A 17,796-nucleotide genomic window follows, 5' to 3' on the forward strand; every position below is an offset into this window, starting at 1 on the left:
CTTGACCGGGGCGGCGCAAGAGGGAATGCCCATGCAGGACATCGCCCAGCTCGGCTTCTCGATCGACAGCTCTCCGGCGGCCGCGGCCGCGACAGCCCTCGATCGGATGACGACCTCGGCCGCCGCGGCCACCGCCGGGGCGGCGAGCCTCGCCGAGCGCCACCGGCAGTATGTCCAGCAGCTTGAGCAGACGATCAGCCGGCAGAACGCGCTCATCGACAGCATGCAGCGGTCGGGCGGCGCGGCGCAGGCGCTTCAGCAGCGCATCCCCGAACTGTCGGCGAGCATGACCGCCTTCGACCGCGCCGTGCAGTCGGCCGCGGATGCGGTCGACAACCGCATCACGTCGAGCCTTCGCCAGACCGCCGAACAGATCAAGAACATCGAGGCGAGCTTCGGGGGCGTCGACCTCGCGGGCTGGACCGACAAGGCGCGCCAGGGATTCGCGTCCCTCTACGGCGAGGCGCAGCGGTTCTACCAGCTTACCGGCACCGCGCCACAGCAGATGCTTCGCTTCCAGTATGTGACGGAGCGCATCGGTATCGACGCGCGAGAGACCGCGCGCGCGATCGAGAAGCTGTCCGCAGCGATGCAGGCCGTCTCGCGCGACGGGCTCCAGATCCGCGAGACGCTCGCCCGCTACGGCGTCGTGCCGCAGCAGGACGCGGCCCAGACCGCGATCTCCTTCTCTGATGCGATCATGCGCGCCCGGCCCTCCCAGCAGCGCACGCGGGACGCGATGGCGGTTTTCGGGACGAACGACCCCGAGGTCCTGAACCGAATCTCGGGCTTCTCGACGGTGCGTCGGTCGGAGGATCAGGCAGAGCGATCGAACCGGCTCCGCCGGGAGGCCGACGAGCTGGAGAGCATCAGGCTCCGCACCCAGGCAAACCAGATCCGGGAGCAGGCCGCGGAGGCGCTGCGGGCGTCCCGCTCGGCCCGAGCCCCAGACATCATCGACCGCATCTTCTCTCGCGAGGGGAGCGACCTCAATCAGCGCGTCCTGAGGCTGGCTGACCGACTGAGCGGGAGCAATGCCGAGGTCGGCGGCGAGCTTGACCTCATCGAGGCCCAGCGCCGGGCGCGCAGGCTCTCGAACCAGGCGACCTACGACGCCTCCGGCGGCGACTATGGCCGCCTTGGTCGAATCGCCTCTTTCTCGTGGTTCACCCGAGGCGTCAACGACATCGCCGTTGACGCTGTGGCCGGCGTGGACTCGCTCAGGTCGTGGTTTGGGGCCTATGAACGCCCGCGCACGACCGACGAGGCCGCGGCAGAAAATCGTCGCCGCAACGAGGAATTCCAGCAGCGGCTCCGCACCTACGAGAGCCAGAACGCTGAATTCCAGCGCCGCGCGGCGGAATCCCTTGCCCCGCCCGCGATGGTGATGGAGCCCCTCTCGATCATGCCGCTCTCCGGCGCCCCGGTTCGCCCCGGCGCCCCGGCGGCAGCGCTCCCCCAAATCTACACGCCTGAGGAGCGGCGCCGGAAATACAGCGAGGACCTCATCCGCTGGGAGCGCGAGATGGAGGCCTTCCGGCTCAATCCGAGTGATGAGTTCGTTACCGGGGACGAGTCGGCCATGACGCGCCTCCTGGGCAGGACGGCAATGCGCCGGCCAGCCCCGCGCCGGCCGGAGCTTGAGGACTACCTCCTCTCCGCGCCCAGGCCGGAGATGAGCGAATCCGAGCGAATCGAGCAGGCCGCCCTCCTGCGCGACATCGCGCGCGGCGCCGGCATCTCCGTCCCCGCCACCGCCCTTGAGGCGGCGGCGGCCCGCCGAAGCCTCTCCGCCGCGATCCTCTCCCGACCGGCCGACGAGCTTGGCGGGGCGGTTGGCGGCGAGGCGGCCGACGAGCTTCTGAAGCAGCTCGCCGAATCCCTGCGCATGACCGTCGCCGAGGCGCGGGTGACGGTCCAGCAGGCCGCTCTCGACATTGAGCGCAGGTCGACCAACCCCACCGGGTTCGCGCGCGACCGGGCGGCCTTCAACTCGACGATCTACAGCCTCCCCGTGGAGGCGCGCCCGCTTGAGGCCGCGCTGCGCAACTATGGGGAGGCGGCGCTCGGTTCGCCGATGAACGCGCCTCGCCAGGGCACCGCCGCCTACAACGACATCAGGGATCGGCTGCGCGCCGAGAACGACGACGTCCTCTCGCAGTATCGCGACAGGTCGGACGAGGTCGTTCGCGGCGAGGAGCGCATTCGCGAGGCGATGCGGTCCGGCCGGGCCGCGACCGAGGAGATGCGCGTCGAGGTCGAAGCCCTCAACGAGGCGCGTCGCCGCGGCATGAGCCCCGAACAGCAGATGGGGTTTGTCGCCGAGGCCCTGCGGCCCATTCGCGCCCGCCGCGCCTCCGCCATCGAGGCGGCGGAGATTGAGACCGCAGCGAGCGGCATACGCCTCGATAACGAGCGATTTACCATCCGCGGCCTCACCGAGGTCACGCCGGACACTCTCGCTACTGCACAGATCGACGCGCAGCTTCGCGCCGAGGTCGATCGTCGCTGGCGCGATGAGAGGCGCCTCTCCAACACCAGCGTCGTCGCAGGGGAGATGCTTCCCGGAGCCCTTCTTGGGCTCACCCAGAGGGTCGCTGGCGCCCAGGCGGCGGCCTCGACCGCAGGCGAGGCCATCGGAGCTGCAAGGTCTGGCGACCTCAACGCCCTCCAGGAGGTCCAGGCACAGCTTCGCGCCAACACCGAGACCGCACGCGAATATGCGATCGCCATGAAAAGCGGGAACGAGGACGCGGTCGCCGAGGTTGAGCGCCTCCGGGCCGCGCTCGCAAGCGCGGATGTGGCCGCGCAGAGGACCGCCGAGTCCATGCGGGGCGCCCTCAACGCGCAGGCCTCCTCTTTCCGCTCCGATCTCAACGAGAGCCTCGCCCGCCTCGGCCCGCGCGAGCGCGCCATCGCCCAGGGCGCGCTCGGCACCCTTCCAGATGCGGTGTCGCGCATGCCGGAGGGGGAGGAGAGGGGGCGCGCCGTCGATGCGTGGCGCACCGGCCGCGGTTTCCGGAGCGCGAACGGCAGCGTCGAATTCACGCCCGAGATGTCGGGCGCCGCCGTTCGGCAGGCAGAGACGGGGCTCAACCTCTCGCTCGTCGATGTCTACGGGCAGATGGGCGCGCAGAGCAGCGCCATCCAGAACGCCATCGGCATCATGCGCCGCGGCGGATCCCTCTTCGAGGCCCAGCTTGCGATGTCGCAGTCCGGCTACGGCATCACGGCCGGCGCCGCCAACGCCGCGGCGCGGACCCAGCTTCTTGGGCAGGCGCAGATCTCGGCATTCCAGAATCTCGCCGGGCAGAGGGCGTCCCTCGCCCAGGCGGATGCGATCGGCGCCCTTCCCGTCAACGCCACCGGCCTTGAGCAGCAGCTCGCCGCCCTCAATGCGACGCTTGCCGAGATGCTGCGCAATGCGCCGCCGGAGGCGCGCCCCGTCATCAGGGACGCCTCGCTTGCCCAGGGGCAGATCATCATCCAGTCGCGCATCAACGGCCTCAGGGCCGGGCGGCAGGCGCAGAGCGACAGCATCTCCGACATGGAGGCCGAGATCGGGCTTGGCGCCCTGGCGAGCGACAGGACCGTCAGCCGGACGCTCTCCGCGCGCCGCATCGAGCGGGAATACGGGCGGTCCATCCAGGAGGCCGATCGGGCGAGGGAGATCGCAACGACCGATGAGGGGCGCGCTCGCGCCGACGCCCTCGCCTCCGAGGCCGAGCAGACGCGACAGGCGGGCATGCGGGGGCTCGACCTCTCCGACCAGATCCAGCAGATGCGGGAGTATCGCGAGGCGGGCGCCTCCGCGTCGCGCGTCATCGCGGACGGCTTCCGGGCGGCTGCGCTGGAGGGGCGAAGCTTCGGGGACGTGGTGAAGTATGTCGGCGGCAGCCTTGCCGCCATTGCTGGCCGGGTGTTCCTGGAGCGGCCGATCGAGCGCGCCCTCACCAACTTTGTCGGCGGCGGCCTCTCGATCCCGTCGATCTCGACGGGCGCAGGCGCGGCGCCACGAGCGGCCGCCGGCACCCCCGCGATCCCCGGCGCGGCCGCGACCCCCGGCGCGTCAGCCCCCAGCGCGGGCGGCATCGACACGATGTCGCTCGTCCGCCTGCGCGGGCTCGTCTCGTCGAACGGGAGCAATCTGACCACCGGAATAGGCCCGATCGACAGCGGCATCGCTTCGGTCAACGGGTTCCTCCAGACGCCGCTCTTCGATCGGCGATCGATCACGGGGCTCTTCAGCTCCGAGCCGCCGCCCGTCTTCGGTGCAGACTCGGTCACCGACCCGACCGCCTTCATCAACAACAACAGCTTCACGGTGGGCGACGCGGTATCTGGCCTTGGGTATGCCTATGGCGCCTATAGCGGCTTCCAGAGGGGCGGCACGGGAGGGACGATCCAGGGCGTCGGCAATGTCGCGGCGCTGGCGATGCTCGCAACGCCCGCAGCCCCTCTGGCGCCGTTCGTTGCCATGGGCTCCTCCCTTCTCGGGAGCGCGTTCGGCGACGATCAAGGCTTCAAGGGCGGCGATGCCCTCTACCAGGTTGGCGCCGATGGCCGCCTCTCGCTTGATCGGCAGGTCGGCAAGAACTTCAATGAAAACCTCGGCGACGGATACGCGCCCCAGATTCGGCAGTTCAACAAGTTCCTCCGTAACTCCGATCTTCGCTTCAATGATTGGGTGAAGGATCTCGACTATGCGGTCGCCCTTGGTGGCGGCGAGAGCGACAAGCCGAAGAGTCTCCAGGCTGCCCTGGAGGGTATGGGCGCGAGCTTCACGAGCGACAACGCGAATGTCGCCAAGGCGATCGCCGGACGGACGAGCTTCGAGGAGATCAACGAGATCTCGCAGTGGATCACCGGCATCTACGAGCCGATGGCCCGCTCCGCAGATGGCGCCGCGACCTTCGCCGCCTCCATCGAGGCGCTCGCGAAGTCCTTCGACAAGGTCATCCGCGAGGCCGGAGATTACGGCCTTCAGACCGAGACGATCTTCGTCGCGAAGCAGGAGGCCCTCGACAAGGCCTACGAGAACCGCTTCAGGTCGGTCCAGGACAACGACGCCGCCCTTCTGGCTAGGGCTGCCGCGGCGGGCGGCAACCAGTCCGAAATCCTTCGCGAACGGCGCAGCGCGATGGAGATCAGCGCATCCCGCCAGCGGGCCGACATCGACGACTTCCTGCGCCAGAACGGGGTCACCGGCGAGTGGGCGGACGGCATCCGCGCCAGGCTTGAGGCGACGCTTGCGAAGGAGGCCTCGGCGATGTCGAGGCAGGAGGAGGACCTTCGCTACACCCAGCGCGAGACCCTCAGCGGTCTCCGCATCCGAAGGGGGGCGGCGAGCGCCAACCTTACGGACTGGTCCGGGGATGACCTCGGCCAGTCCCTCTGGTCCTTCGATGCGAAGGCCTGGCAGGAGATCCAGACCACGCAGAAATCGCTTCAGGCGCTCGGGATGACGAGCGCCGAGGTGGCGGAGGCAATCAACCTCCTGAACCAGGCACATATCGACGAGAGGGCGGCGATCGAGAAGGCTTACAACGAGCGCAGGCGGCAGATCTCCGAGGGTCTCGATGACCGCCTCTACGCCACCCAGAATGACGGATCGACGCTGGAAGAGCGCATGGCGGCCTTTGATCGCCGCGCCGCGAAGGAGCGCGTCGAGGCCGCCAAGGACGGCATGACCGACCTTGTGCAGCTTGAGCGCGTCCTTGCCGCGGAGCGCGCCAAGGTCCTCTCCGACGAGATGAAGGCCGTCGGCGGCAACATCCGTCAGTATATCGACCAGATCCGGACGAACCCTCGCTATGCGGGGACCTACTCGGAGCAGTTCACGGCGGCGCAGGAGCAGTTCGGGAGGGACTTGACCCTTGCGCGCGGCGGCGACCGTGACGCGCTTGGGCGCATCACTCAGTCCGCCGACACCCTTCTTGGTGCCGGCCGCAACATGTTCGCCAGCGGCCTGGAGTTCCAGGCCCTGAAGGAGTTCGTGGCGTCGAGCCTGGAGAACCTCCAGTCCACCAAGAGCTACGACCAGCTCATCCTGGAGGAACTCCAGAAGCTCGGCGGCGTGGTCGATGTGAAGGTCGATCTCTCCGTCGTGCGGGTGGTCAGCGAGGTCCTGAACGCACTTCCGGTCGAGGATCGCAATCAACTCATCCAGACCCAGACCGTGCTTCGAACGGTCGAGGAGAGGCTTGGCCGCAAGCTCACCGCCGCCGAGCAGAACGAGCTGATCCAGGGCGCTGTTGTCGAGCGCAGCATCTCCCAGGCGCTCGGTCGAGACCTCACCGCTGCCGAGCGGGCCGCCCTGCTTGAGTCCGACGTCATCGACAGGATGATTCGCCAGGAGTTGGCTGGCGACCTTACCCAGGCCGAGCGCGATCGTCTCGTCCAGTCGGACCTCGTCATCCGCAGCATCGAGCAGCAGATGGGTCGCGACCTGACGGACGCCGAGAAGGCGGACCTCATCAAGTCCGCCACGGTCAACCGGATCGTCTCCCAGCAGCTCGGCGCCGACCTTACGGCCGAACAGCGCGCTGGCCTCCTTCAGGCCGCGTCCGTCATCCGCAGCATTGAGCAGAGGATCGGCACCGACCTGTCGCTTGAGGACCGCGCCCGGATCTTCCTGCCGGGCGGAGTGACGAGAACGATCTCCCAGCAGGCCGCGGCGCCGACCGGGGCTCCCGTCGTCACGGGCGGCACGGTGGTGCGGGACGTCACCCAGAACATCGAGACGACCGAGACGGTCCAGATCAGCCGCTCGATCGACGACAAGCTCTCCGGCCTCATGACGACGATCGCGTCGAACACCACGTCCCTCTACGACGTGACGCAGAACGTCGTGGCCTGGCGCCTTGACCGCATCAACGATGGCATCCAGCAGATCGTCGAGGCCGCCGTCTCCGGCGACGCCGGCCTCGTGGTCCGCACGCGTGACTGGACCCACAACGCGCCCGGTTGGGGGAATGTGAGGTTTGCCACCGGCGGCGTTGTCGTTGGCCCCACCGATCTCATCTTCCCGGATGGCACCCGTGGCCAGATGGGCGAGGCGGGCGAGGAGGGCATCTTCCCTCTTGAGCGCGGCAGCGATGGCCGCCTCGGCATCAAGGCGATCATGCCGAAACCTCCGCGGCAAGAGGCGGTTGACATCCTTCCTCTCCTTGAGGAAATCCGTTCCTTGCGCCAGGAGGTTTCAGCCCTTCGGGCGGCGTCCGGTCGCGACGGGCGACGGACGGCGGATGCCGCGGAGAGAACCGCGCAGGCGACGGAGACGATGGTGACGACGAAGACCTCCCTTCGCCCGCAGGTTCCGGTTGGCGAGAGGATCGTCGCCTGATGCCGTGGATCGTTCGAGCGACCCCATACGATCCGCTCATTCCAGGAGAGACGTCGCTCTATTTCTCTGACATCGGGCTCATGACGAGGCCGACCGATGCGGTGCCGGACACCTATTACGAGAAGCGCCTCAACGCCCCATTTCAGGTTCGAACCGCGCTCTACTCCGGGAGCTATATCGGCGGTCGGAGCGACGCCTCCTTCGGCAGCATCAGACTTGCGAACAACGATGGGGGGCTGGACCATCTCGCGAATTACGATTGGGATGGCCGCCTCATAGAGGTCTCCTGGACGCCGACGCCGAACCCGGTCCTTCCCGATTTCTCGGTCGTCTTTTCCGGAACCGCAGAACGCCTCGTCCTTGGGGATACCATCGAGATCGAACTGCGCGACCTCCAGGTCTTGCTCGACAAGCCCTACCAGATCGCCAAGTATCTCGGGACCGGATCAGCAGAGGATGGCGGTCAGGAGGGGCCGCCCTCCTACAAGGACCGACGCAAGCCGCGGCTCGTTGGCGTCTGCCGGAATTTCCAGCCGGTCCCCATTCACTTCAAGAAGTTCATTTTTCAATACAACAACGGCCCCGTCGGGAGCGTCCTCGCCGTCCGTGACGGCGGCTACGCCCTCACCGCCGGCGCCGATCACCCGAACTACGCGGCGCTTCTTGCGGCGACGGTCGATGCGGGAACCTACGCAACCTGTCGCGCCGAGGGACTCATCCGCATCGGCACGGCGCCGGGCGTGCTGACGATGGACGCCGAGGGTGCGGCTCCCTCCGGATACGCCCTGCTGCGCTTTGCCGACATTGCGCAGTGGGTCATCGACACCGACACCGACATCTCGGCTGGCGATTTTGCGGCTGGCGCGATCGCCTCGATGAACGCGCTCTGCCCGCAGGTTGTCGGCTACTGGTTCGACGGATCGGGGGGCGAGAACGTGAGGGGCGTCATTGACTTCCTCGCGCAGAGCATAGGCGCCTATTACGGCTTCAACGACAGCCGCAAGATCGTCTTTGGGCGCCTCGATGCACCAACGGGCACCGCGGCGTTCTCCTTCACCGATGCCGACTTCCTCTCCCTCCGCCCGCTGCCGGTGGCGCGTCGGCTGAAGAGCCAGAACATCAAGTTCCGGCGCCACTGGCGTCCTCTGTCGGACTCGGAGGTCGTCGGCACGATCACGGGGGCGGCAAAGACCGACTTTACCCGCCAGTGGCGCGAGGTCACGCGGACGGATGCCGCCACGGCGGCAGCCTCCCTGCTTGCTCGCGAGGAGAAGATGGAGAGCGCGCTTGACGCAGAGGCGGACGCCATCGCGGAGGCCGATCGCAGAATTGCGTTGTTTGGTCCGCGTCGGCGCGCCTTCGCTGGCACGGTCCCCTTCACGCCTGGCCTGACGGCCGGGGTCGAGGTTCGCCTTCAATCGTCTCGCCACGGGCTTTCCGACGGCAGCAACTTCATCGTCGTCATGGCGGACCGCGATTCGGTCACGGAAACGCACGACATCGAGGTGTGGGGATGAGCCGAAACGTCCACATCCTGATCAACAAGGCGAGCGACGGATCGTCCCTATCGGGCGGGTCCTGGCGCGCCTCGGCGCCGCTCTCGAACATCCAGACGCAGGACGTCAGCCGGGTCGCACGCTCGACCGATGCATCCGCCGCCAGCACGATGTTCGTCGCTGATGGCGGCTCATCCCCGCGCCGCTCTTGGTCGATGTTCGTCCTCATCAACCACTCCATCAGCGTATCCGGACGATGGAGAGTGGTCTGCACCAACGATGCGGCCGACACCCCGGAGAGCCGCATCTACGACAGCGGACTGGTCGATGTCTGGGAGGCCAGCGTTGGCTTCGGCACCCAGCCATGGGGCGTCTTTCCATGGAACGGCATCGACCAGGCGAGCTATCCGACCTACCCCATTGCGCTGCATCTCGCGCCCGCTTCCGTTCGTGCTCGATATGTATTCATATACATTGAAGACCCCGACAATCCTGACGGATACATCGATATTGGCCGCTTCGTGGCGGGTGATGCGATGTCTCCGGCCACGAACATCTCCTACGGGTTCAATGTTCGATATGTCGATCCGAGCGAGGTCGTGAGAACACTCGGCGGACGCCGCATCGTTCGCGCCCTTCCCTCATACCGGGTTGCGGAGATGGAGTTCGGCTTCCTCTCGAAGGACGAGGCAATGGGCCAGATCTTCGAGTGGCAGAAGGCCGGCAAGGGAAGCGACGTGTTTTTCGTCAAGGATCCCGACGAGACCGCAGAGAAGCGGGCTCGCACCATGATCTATGGCGCCCTCACCGACATCCAGCCGATCCGCGAGGTCATGCTCGATCTCTATTCATTCGGCGCCGCCATCGAGGAGCTGATCTGATGCCGTATCCGGTTTCGATCGGGACGTGGACCTTCACGGCCGCCGACTTCGATGGGTTCAACTACGTTGACTCGTGGGAGGACTACCTCTCCGCCATCGAGTTTTCGATCGGCCGCGCCGCCGCCGCCGAGGCCGCGGCCTCCGCCGCCTCGGCGTCCCTTGCCTCGGCGATCGCCATCGCCGGGGGCGCTCAGGGTGTTGGGGCCGATAGGCTCGATCTCCCCCGCAATGCCGACCTCGGCTCTGCGGCATTCGTTGATGCCGACGCCCTGAGAGGGGCGCCCGTCTCAATCCTGAACACCAGCACCCAGATCTCTCGCGCTGACTTCGGAAGGACGATCCTCTCCACCTCCGGCACACTGACGCACACGCTCCCTGCCGGCGCCGACCTCCCGTCGCTCTGGTGGGTGAGGATCAAGAACCGCACGGGCGGCAACCTCACCGTCGCGAGGGCGGGCTCCGAGACGATCAGCGGCTCGGCCTCCAACCTCACGCTCGCCACAGGGTCAAGCGCGATGATCGCGAGGGTCAGCGCAACCGAGTTCGAGGTCCTGTGACCAGCATCAGCCAGCTCGGCCTCCCGGTCGTCTTCATCGGCTCCGGGGCGCCCGCCGCCGCGGACGATGTCGAGGCGATCGGCGCCCGGCGGGGCTACTGGTGGATGTGGGAGGGCGCACCGGGAGGTCCTCGCTGGTGGGTCTGTCGCGACCCCTCCGCCGGCGCAGCGGAGTGGGATGAGATCCCGAGGCTGGCGGCGATTGCCTCCGCCTATGCGCCACTCACCCATGTCGGCACCGGCGGTGCGGCCCATCCGGCGGCGACAACCCTCTCCGCCGGCTTCATGAGTGCGGCGGACAAGTCGAAGCTCGATGGGATTGCGCCAGGCGCCCAGGTCGGCACCGTGACGAGCGTGTCGCTCGCCGTCCCCGGCATCCTCACCTCGTCTGGTGGGCCTGTCACGACCTCCGGGACGCTCACCATCGGCCTCGCCGCGCAGGGCGCCGGCACTGTGCTGGCCGGACCCGAGTCCGGCGACGCCGCGGCCCCCTCATTCCGCGCCCTGGCGGCGGGCGACATCCCGCCACTAAGCTGGTCGAAGATCGCCTCCGGCACGCCAACCACGATCTCCGGCTACGGCATCACGGATGCGCAGCCGCTCGATGCGACCCTCACCGCGCTTGCCGGCCTCAACGCGACGGCCGGCCTTGTCGAGCAGACCGGCACCGACGCCTTCACGAAGCGCGCCATCGGCGTTGGCGCCGCCACGAGCATCCCCACCCGCGGGGATGGCGACACGAGATGGGCGGCCCTTGCCCATGCTCACGCGGCGACCGACATCACCTCCGGAATCCTTGCAGACGCGCGCCTGTCGGGCACCTACAGCGATGTGACCTTGCGCCTGGGTGGGGCCTCGGGGAGGTCGATCTACTCCCCGACCAGCACGGGCTCGACCGCGACCTCCGGCCGCGCCTCCTCGCTCGCCGCGCTCTATCAGTCGAGCACGGCCTCAACCACCGGCGCAATCGTATTCAGGGCGCCGACTGGCGCCGCCGGCATCATGCATCTCCTTCGCGTCGAGGGCTCGCAGCACTCGCCCGCTCAGATCTTCAGCATGTCGGTCTATGGATACAAGCAGACTCTCACCTCGGGATGGAGTGGACTGCGCAAGTCCGTCGCGGGGACGACCGACGTGCAGGCGCGCTTCGGCGTCACTCCTGACGGTCGCAACTGTCTCATCCTTGGCGGCGTCGCCTCCGCATGGAGCTACCCCTCGATCGCCCTCTCCCTTGCGGTCTTCTCGTTCAGCGGTGTCACGGATGCCTATTGCGAGGGCTGGACCGTCGAACTGGTGACGGACCTTTCCGCATACACCTATGTGAGCGCCGACATCACCAATACGGTTCCGTTCGGATCGCAGCCACTCGACGCGACCCTCACCGCGCTTGCCGGCCTCAACGCGACGGCCGGCCTTGTCGAGCAGACCGGCACCGACGCCTTCACGAAGCGCGCCATCGGCGTTGGGGCAACCACGAGCGTTCCGACGCGCGCGGATGGTGATGCCAGATGGGCGGCCCTCAGCGGGCCGACCTTCACCGGCGCGGTGCTCATCCAGCCATCCGCTTCAGTTGCGAATATCTCCCTCTCTCCGCCCTCGGGCCAGATCGCGCGTCTCGACTTCGTGCGCGGTGGCGTCAATCGCTGGCAGGTCTACATGGACGCCGCGACGGAGACCGGGGGAGGGGCCGGATCGAACTGGTCCGTTGCGCGCCACTCCGACGGCGGCGCCTTCGTGGCCGCAGCCCTGTCGATTCGGCGCAGCGACGGGCAGGCCACCTTCGAGGTGACGCCGACGGTCGGCCTCAACCAGGTCTGGCACGCAGGCAACAGCCCCTCCCTCGCGGCGCTGCGCGACGGCGTCACTGGCGCTGGCACGGACCCACTCGATGTTCCAAGGGCTACCGATCTCGGCAGCGCCGCCTTCGCCGACGCCATGGGCCTGTCCGGGATATTCGTTGGCCAGCAGAACTCCGCCTACCAGGCCGTGCCGGGGGATCATCGGCGGCTGATCGTCGCAACGTCCGGTGCGCCGGTCTACACCCTCCCGGCGGCAGTCGATGTGCCGCCTGGATGGTGTCTTGCGGTCAAGGCGCGGGGGACGTCCATCACCGTGGCGGCCGCCGGATCCGACACGATCGACGGCGGGTCCACGCTCTCCGTCACCACCGGAACCGCGCGCTGGATCGTGCGCAGCGGCATCGCATCCTATGAGGTGATCTGATGACCATCCTGCGCCCCGCCATCCTTGCGGATTTCTGCAACTCCCCAGACTTTCTCGACCCCCGCATCGCCTACTCGCGCCCCGCCGGAACCGGCTTCGCAACGAGGTTCGATCGGCACGGAAACATGGTGACAGTGCCGGCCGGCGTGCCGCGCATCGACAACGATCTCGCCACCCTCGACTGCCTCGGCCTCCTGATGGAGGAGGCGACGACCAACACTGTCTGGAATCCGAGGTGGGAGGGAACCGGCGGGACGGCGCTGACGAGTGGCAATATGCCGACGAACACCTTCTATTCCGGCGCGATGAACGGGATCACCATCACGCGTATCGCCGACAAGGTGAAGCGCGGCATGAACGGCATGGTGCTGCGATTCGCCGGAACGGCAAGCGCCAACACCACCCTCAACTTCTTCCTCGTCTCCCCTGACACCGCCGCTTCGGCCGGGCAGAGCTGGACGATGAGCGGCTATTTCGCCCTCGACAGCGGGTCTCTTCCTGTGGGCGCCACGGCCTCTATTCGCCCCTCCGTCGTCGGAGGCAGTGCGGCGATCGGCACGACGGATTTCACCTCCCTTCTGGTTGCCGACCAGACCCCCGTCCGGGTGTCTGCGACGGTGGCGACAGACGCCGGCGCAACTCTCGTGCGGAGTCTCTTCCGCATCTTCGTCACCTCCGGGTCGTCGCCCGTCTTCGATCTGTGGATCGGCCCCGCCCAGATGGAGCAGAAGGCGTTCGCGACCTCGCAGGTGCTCCCCGTCCCCGGCACGATCGGGGCCAACTCAAGCCGCAGCGCGGAGACTCTCAGCACGACCCTTGCGGATTGGGGCATTGTTTCTTCGAGCCTTACCGACGGCATGCTCCTCGCGAGTGGACACCTCGCGTCGGCGATCTCTGCCGCCCGCGTCCTTGCGGAACTGAGCGACGGAACGGCGAACGAACTGATTCAGATTGGGGCAACGGCCGCAACCTCGCTTGGTCGCGGCGTCATCACCGATGGCGGCATCGATCAGGCGACCCTGACCACCGCCTCCGCCCTGGCCGCCGGTTCGCACGCCATCGCGGTTCCCTTTCGGGCGGCAGATTTCGCAATGTCGGTGAACGGCGCCGCGGCACTGACCGCGTCTGCCGGATCCGTGCCATCCATCGACCGCCTGCATATCGGCTCGAACAGGGCCGGGTCCTCGCATTGGAATGGTCGCGTTCGTCGGGTGGCGCTCTATACGCGCCGCATTGCGAACGCCCAGGCCCAGCTCCTGACGGCATAGGGATCAGTCATGCTGCACGCCTACTACCTCTTCGACGACGAGGCCTCGTTTCTGGAGGCTGCGAGCGGGATCCCGCTCGCAGCCGGCCACCTGACGGCGATCGGGGTTCTCCGCGAGCCGCCGCTCCCTGAGGCGCCCGATTCCCCTGGGGCCGCGATCCCTGGCTATCACGTTCTTGCTGCATGGACCGACGCGGAGGCGCCAGGCTTTGCTGCCGCGAGGCGCTCGCCATCGGAGGCGCCTGTGTGGTTCGCCGGGGTTCCGCGCGAGGGTCCGCGGATGGCGGTCCCCGACAGCGTGACCAATTTCCAGGCGCGAGCGATGCTCTTGCGGATCGGCCTTCTCGACGAGGTGACAGCGGCGATCTCGGCCGCTGGTGGAGAGGCCTGGCAGGCGTGGGAGTATGCGAATGTCGTATCCCGTCACGGGGCGCTGACGACCGCCATCGCGGCGCGGTTCGACCTGACGGAGGAGCAGATCGACGCGCTCTTCCTTGAGGCCTCCGAGATCGCTGCCTGAACAACCCGGAATTGCCGGGTGACTTACGTCCGGCAATCACATAATCATGTGATTGGAGCGCCGAGCCATGAAGAACGACGACTATGTCCTGATCAGCCGATCGGCGCTTGAGGAGGCCCTGGAGAGGGCGTCTGAGCAGGGCGCGACAAAGGCGCTGAGAATGGTTGGCCTGCACGACGAGAGCGCAACGCAGGACATCCGAGACCTCCGCAACCTCCTCGACGGCTTCCGTGTCGCGAAGACGGCGGCGATCAAGACGATCGCGACCTGGGTCACCGGGGGGTTCCTTGCCATCATCATGGCCAGCATCGCCGCCAGGGCCTGGATCAACGGCTGATGACAAACGAAATCCGAGACCGCAATCTTCGCCTGCTGGCCGACGCCTACACGAAGGCCGTCCGCGACGGCCACGCGCCCCGCGGCGTCAATACGACCACCGGGCGCCGGAGTGCCATCTCCGTGGCCCAGGAGGCGACGGGCCTCAGCAAGGGGCAGCGCCAGCGGGTCATCGAGCTGCTGGACAGGCAGCATGCGGGCTGGGACAAGGTGAGCGACGAGAAGCCCCTCGCGCCGCGCTACAGCCCCATCGAGCCCGACGCCGCCGACCGGCGCGAGGTTCTCTCCCTCCGCGATGAGCTGGCGCGCGCCAAGAAGGCGCTCCGTGACCTCGACATGGGGCACATCAGCACCGAGCGCATCCTTCAGATGATCGGCTACATCAGGGAGAACCCCCAGCCCGTTCCGGATTGGGCGTCGAGGCGCCCTGATGACGACGTTGCCGCCGGCCCTGGGATTCCGATCTTCCACTGGACGGACTGGCACATCGGCGAGACGGTCCTCCCCGAGGAGGTCTACAGCAAGAACGAATTCAATGCCGAGGTGGCAGACGAGAGGGTGCGCGCTCTCGTCGAGAAGAGTCTCTACCTCACCTTCGAGCATGTGGTTAACCCTCGCTACCCCGGCGCCGTCATCATCCTTGGCGGAGACGCGGTATCCGGACAGCTCCATGAGGAGCTTCTCGCCACCGACTGGTGCCCTCCGACAGTTGCCGCCGGCTGGTGCATCTCCCGCAAGGCGTGGGCTATTCGCGAGATGCTGGGCGCCTTCGAGCGTCTTGTCGTCGTCTGTGTGCCCGGCAACCACGGCAGGCTCGCCAAGCGACCCTGGGCGAAGCGCGCCGCGACGGCCTGCTTCGATCACCTCATCTATGCCGCGCTCCGCGAGATGTTCGCCGACGACGACCGGATCACCTGGGTCATCCCGCCAGATGGCGAGGCCCTGATCCAGGTTGCCGGAACCCGATACCTCGTCATGCACGGCCACGAGCTTGGCGTGAAGGGCGGTGACGGCATCATTGGCGCCCTCGGCCCGATCACCCGCGGCGCAACGAAGGTCGGCCGCGCCGAGAGGTCGGTTGGGCGGGATTTCGACGTGCTGGTGCTTGGACACTTCCACCAGGATCTCTGGCTGCCCAGCCAGGGCGTCATCGTCTCGAACACCTTCAAGGGCTTCGATGAATACGCGCGCCGCGAGCGATACAGGTTCAGCCCGGCCGCGCAGAACCTCTGGTTCAGTCACCCGAAGTGGGGGCCGAATCTCCCCTTCTCCGTCTTCCTTCAGGACCCTCCCGTGAGGGAGCCCGTCAGCTTCGTCGCCCTCGAATCCGCAGCCTGATGGAGGAACCATGTCCCGCAAGAAGCCGAGCAAGCCCCTCGCCCTCAGCCCGATCATCGCGATGGCTGAGCGAACCGTCGAGGCCGGCGCCACCAAGGCGGTGATCGTCTACATCGACAGCGAAGGCGATCGCATCGCCGTCTCCCTCCCCGACATGAGCGCCCTGGAGACGGCGGGCCTCCTCTCCCTCGCGATCGCCGACTTCGCGGCGAATCCGATCGAGGACATCGAGGAGATCGAGGGGTGAGCGGGGGAGACATCTTCGACCGCGCCTTCGAGCGCCTGATCGGTCACGAGGGCGGCTACACGGACAACCCGAAGGATCCCGGCAACTGGACGGGTCGAAGGGTGGGGGTGGGCGAGCTGAAGGGGACGAAATACGGCATCAGCGCCGGATCATATCCGCAGATCGACATCAAGGGCCTCACCCTCGCGGGCGCCAAGGACATCTACAGGCGTGACTATTGGGGCGCCCTGCGCTGCGACGACCTGCCCCCTCCGATTGCCTACATGACCTTCGATGCCGGCGTGAATTGTGGCGTCGGTCGCTCCGCCAGGTGGCTGCAAGGCGCAATCGGCGTCGCCGTTGACGGGTCGATCGGCCCGCGAACGATTGCCGCCGCGAAGGAGGCCGAGGGTCGTCAGGGCGGCCTGACCGCGATCGCCGTTGAGTTCCTCTCCCAGCGGCTGATGCACCATATCATGGTGGCGGATTGGGCGTCTTTCGGCCTTGGCTGGGCGAGGCGACTCTTCAGGATCCCCTTCGAGATGATGGAGATTGCCCTGTGGACCCGCTGAGCCTCGGTGGCCTCGCCATCACGCTCGCCCCAACCCTCGCGAGGTGGCTTGGCGGCTCCCCCTCGGCGCAGGAGGCACTTGCCGAGGTCGCGTCCGTTGCGCGCGAGGTGGCGGGCACCGAGGACGCGGAGAGCGTCCGCAACGCCATCGCCGCAAACCCGGAACAGGGCGCCCAACTGAAGATCAGACTCGCCGAAATCGCGGCGCGCCTGGAGGAGGCCGAGCGCAACGCCGACAGGGAAGATCTCCTTGCCCGTCTCGCCGATGTCGCTGGCGCGAGACGCAGCAGCGAGGCCATGGCCGCCGCCGGCAGCCCGCTTGCCTATGGCGCTTTCATTGTCTCGATGGCGGTGCTGGGCCTCTTCGGATTTACGCTCATCGGCACCGCCTACGGCCTCGTGGTCCCGGACAGCATGGTGAAGCTCCTCGAATACTCCCTCATTGCGGTTCTCGGCTATTGGGTTGGGAGTAGCGCGGGAAGCGCCGCGAAGGATCGGAGGGGACGAGAGGGATAGTCGCCGCCCCAATCAACGCAAAACCCCCACCGCCAGGGATCATCCCTAGCGGTGGGGGTTCTTTTCTTGTTTCTGCGCCACCTCATGAGGCCCGCGATCTGCGGGCCGCGCGCCGCTCTGCGGCTCGCCTTATCCACAGCGGCGGCTTCAGGAGGACGCGTCGTCGGCTGACCTCGCGAAGGGAGGATGGCGGTGCGGCAGTCTCGGCGGCCGGTGCCTCCTCGATCACCTCGTAGAGGTCCTCCACGACATGCGGCCAATGGAATTGCGGGGGCGGCGTCTGGTGGGTCGCCGGTGCCGCCTCAGGATGCGTCGAGGCCTCGCGGCGCAGAAGCCGCCGTAGCTGGGCGTCGGTGTTCGCGATTGCTCTGTGGTCGCCGGGTGTCTTTGAGGTGAATGCAACGCCTGTCGCTTCTGGATGCCGCAGGCGTAGGTGCCCGCCGCCGGTCTGTTCGATCTGCCATCCCTGACTCCTCCACCTTCGGAGGTGCTCGGACATCTTCATTCAGCGGCGATCCTCG

General features: G+C 67.4%; 13 protein-coding genes. 12 read left to right on the top strand and 1 reads right to left on the bottom strand.

Going from position 1 to position 17,796, the window contains the following annotated elements; all coding sequences use genetic code 11:
• The first annotated feature begins 31 nt into the window (after positions 1–31).
• From ACK8OX_RS16820 to ACK8OX_RS16875, 12 genes are all read left to right on the top strand, one after another.
• Entirely contained in the window at positions 32–7,345 is a 7,314-nt protein-coding gene (locus ACK8OX_RS16820) for a hypothetical protein (RefSeq protein WP_430665378.1), read from the top strand.
• Entirely contained in the window at positions 7,345–8,862 is a 1,518-nt protein-coding gene (locus tag ACK8OX_RS16825) for a hypothetical protein (RefSeq protein WP_430665379.1), read from the top strand. Before ACK8OX_RS16820 ends, ACK8OX_RS16825 begins: the two co-directional genes overlap by 1 nt.
• Positions 8,859–9,722 carry a hypothetical protein gene (locus ACK8OX_RS16830; RefSeq protein WP_430665380.1) on the top strand — a complete coding sequence of 288 codons (864 nt, stop codon included), beginning with the start codon at positions 8,859–8,861 and terminating at the stop codon, positions 9,720–9,722. The genes ACK8OX_RS16825 and ACK8OX_RS16830 overlap by 4 nt, the downstream gene beginning before the upstream one ends.
• Positions 9,722–10,279: a hypothetical protein gene (locus tag ACK8OX_RS16835; protein ID WP_430665381.1), complete on the top strand. Its 558-nt coding sequence runs from the start codon at positions 9,722–9,724 to the stop codon at positions 10,277–10,279. Before ACK8OX_RS16830 ends, ACK8OX_RS16835 begins: the two co-directional genes overlap by 1 nt.
• Positions 10,276–12,501: a hypothetical protein gene (locus ACK8OX_RS16840; RefSeq protein WP_430665382.1), complete on the top strand. Its 2,226-nt coding sequence runs from the start codon at positions 10,276–10,278 to the stop codon at positions 12,499–12,501. Before ACK8OX_RS16835 ends, ACK8OX_RS16840 begins: the two co-directional genes overlap by 4 nt.
• Positions 12,501–13,769, top strand: a complete 1,269-nt coding sequence (locus ACK8OX_RS16845) for a hypothetical protein (protein WP_430665383.1) — start codon at positions 12,501–12,503, stop codon at positions 13,767–13,769. Before ACK8OX_RS16840 ends, ACK8OX_RS16845 begins: the two co-directional genes overlap by 1 nt.
• Before the next feature lie 9 nt (positions 13,770–13,778).
• Positions 13,779–14,288, top strand: coding sequence for a hypothetical protein (locus tag ACK8OX_RS16850; protein WP_430665384.1), 510 nt, complete (start codon positions 13,779–13,781; stop codon positions 14,286–14,288).
• A gap of 67 nt (positions 14,289–14,355) precedes the next feature.
• The gene (locus ACK8OX_RS16855; protein ID WP_430665385.1) at positions 14,356–14,625 is read left to right on the top strand and encodes a DUF6127 family protein; all 270 of its coding nucleotides are present in this window, start codon (positions 14,356–14,358) and stop codon (positions 14,623–14,625) included.
• Positions 14,625–15,962, top strand: a complete 1,338-nt coding sequence (locus ACK8OX_RS16860) for a hypothetical protein (RefSeq protein WP_430665386.1) — start codon at positions 14,625–14,627, stop codon at positions 15,960–15,962. Before ACK8OX_RS16855 ends, ACK8OX_RS16860 begins: the two co-directional genes overlap by 1 nt.
• A 61-nt stretch (positions 15,963–16,023) precedes the next feature.
• Positions 16,024–16,209, top strand: a complete 186-nt coding sequence (locus ACK8OX_RS16865) for a hypothetical protein (protein ID WP_430665387.1) — start codon at positions 16,024–16,026, stop codon at positions 16,207–16,209.
• On the top strand, positions 16,206–16,760 hold the full coding sequence (locus tag ACK8OX_RS16870; RefSeq protein WP_430665388.1) for a glycoside hydrolase family 108 protein: 555 nt from the start codon (positions 16,206–16,208) through the stop codon (positions 16,758–16,760). The genes ACK8OX_RS16865 and ACK8OX_RS16870 overlap by 4 nt, the downstream gene beginning before the upstream one ends.
• A complete protein-coding gene (locus ACK8OX_RS16875) occupies positions 16,748–17,275 on the top strand; it encodes a hypothetical protein (protein WP_430665389.1) in 528 nt (175 codons plus the stop codon). The genes ACK8OX_RS16870 and ACK8OX_RS16875 overlap by 13 nt, the downstream gene beginning before the upstream one ends.
• A gap of 82 nt (positions 17,276–17,357) precedes the next feature.
• On the opposite strand, the gene ACK8OX_RS16880 is transcribed toward ACK8OX_RS16875, so the two are convergent.
• Entirely contained in the window at positions 17,358–17,780 is a 423-nt protein-coding gene (locus tag ACK8OX_RS16880; RefSeq protein WP_430665390.1) for a hypothetical protein, read from the bottom strand.
• Positions 17,781–17,796 lie beyond the last annotated feature (16 nt).

The sequence above is a fragment of the Falsiroseomonas sp. CW058 genome (genome assembly GCF_050563535.1).
GTDB lineage: Bacteria > Pseudomonadota > Alphaproteobacteria > Acetobacterales > Acetobacteraceae > Falsiroseomonas.